Origin of the sequence: Pseudochrobactrum sp. AO18b (assembly GCF_000409565.1) — a bacterium.
GTDB classification, from domain to species: Bacteria; Pseudomonadota; Alphaproteobacteria; order Rhizobiales; family Rhizobiaceae; genus Pseudochrobactrum; species Pseudochrobactrum saccharolyticum.
Window position 1 is genome coordinate 1 of the sequence record NZ_ANNO01000313.1, and the last position, 1,613, is coordinate 1,613.

The window sequence follows — 1,613 nt, forward strand, 5'->3', positions numbered from 1 at the left end:
TTCGCTGAAAAAGGCTAAAGACCATCTATGCGTACATATCTTGATCTTCTTCAGCACGTTCTCGACAATGGCACTGACCGCGGTGATCGCACCGGTACCGGCACGCGCTCGGTTTTCGGTTATCAGATGCGTTTTGATCTCGCTCAGGGCTTTCCTGTTCTGACAACCAAAAAGCTGCATCTGCGCTCTATCATCCATGAATTGCTGTGGTTTTTGCGTGGCGACACCAATATCTACTATCTCAAAGAGAATGGTGTAAGCATCTGGGATGAGTGGGCAGACGAGAATGGCGATCTCGGTCCGGTCTATGGTGCGCAATGGCGTTCATGGCCGAAACCGGATGGTACGCATATCGACCAGATTGCGAATCTTATAAGGGATTTGCAGAAGAATCCTAATTCAAGACGTTTGATTGTATCTGCGTGGAATCCGGCGCTGGTTGATGAAATGGCGCTGCCGCCATGCCATTGCCTGTTCCAGTTTTATGTGGCCGACGGCAAATTATCGTGCCAGCTCTATCAGCGTTCAGCTGATATTTTCCTCGGCGTGCCGTTTAACATCGCATCCTATGCGCTGCTTACCATGATGATTGCGCAGGTTGCCGGTCTGAAACTGGGGGATTTTGTGCATACGCTCGGTGATGCGCATCTCTATCACAATCATTTCGATCAGGCGAAGTTGCAGCTGACCCGCGAGCCGAAAGCGCTGCCGGTGATGGAAATCAATCCTGATATAAAAGACCTGTTTGCCTTCCGCTTTGAGGATTTCAAGCTGGTTGGCTATGAGGCCGAACCATCTATCAAAGCGCCGATTGCGGTGTGATGACCATGATTATTTTTTTTGTAGTTGCCGTTTCTGAGAATGGTGTGATCGGGCGTGACAATGGCATGCCATGGCGTCTTTCCACGGATTTGCAGCGCTTTAAAAAGCTTACGCTCGGCAAGCCGGTGGTGATGGGGCGCAAAACATGGGAAACCCTTGGTCGCCCGTTGCCGAACCGCACCAATATTGTGATTACCCGTGATGCCGGTTACAGCGCGGAAGGTGCGCTGGTTGTGCCCTCAATTGATGAAGCGCTGATTGCCGGTGAAAAAGCAGCACGCGAATCCGGTGTCGATGAGATTTGCGTAATCGGCGGTGCACAGATTTATGCGCAGGCAATGGATAAGGCCACGCGCCTGCATGTGACACATATTAAAGCCAGCATAGATGGGGATGCTTTTTTCGGCCCTGTTGATCCGCAAGTCTGGCAGATCACCAGCGAAGAAGATGTACCGGCGGGCGAGAAAGATAATTACCCGACCCGCTATGTGGTTTACGACCGGCGCTAAACGAAAAGACAGCTGCATAAAAAGCTGTTTTTTACCATGTCGATCAACTATTTTGCCAGAAAATTACAAAAGCGTGATGAATCTGCGTGTCCTGCGTTGAAAGACTGCTTTTGCGTACCTATAAACGGAACATACTGATTGATGAATAGAGGTGTTCCGCCTCTGACATCTGGCACGAGAGGTGAGGATGCCCTGGAGTAATCAAAATGGCGGCGGCCCATGGGGCGGCGGCGATAAGAATGGCGGATCCGGCAACGGCGGTTCCAATAATGGCGGCTCTAA

2 protein-coding genes are annotated in these 1,613 nt (G+C 50.8%); both read left to right on the plus strand.

Going from position 1 to position 1,613, the window contains the following annotated elements; all coding sequences use genetic code 11:
• Positions 1–27: 27 nt before the first annotated feature.
• A complete protein-coding gene (locus A918_RS0112495) occupies positions 28–822 on the plus strand; it encodes a thymidylate synthase (RefSeq protein ID WP_022711395.1) in 795 nt (264 codons plus the stop codon).
• Positions 819–1,331: a dihydrofolate reductase gene (locus A918_RS0112500; protein WP_371257519.1), complete on the plus strand. Its 513-nt coding sequence runs from the start codon at positions 819–821 to the stop codon at positions 1,329–1,331. Before A918_RS0112495 ends, A918_RS0112500 begins: the two co-directional genes overlap by 4 nt.
• Positions 1,332–1,613: the final 282 nt, after the last annotated feature.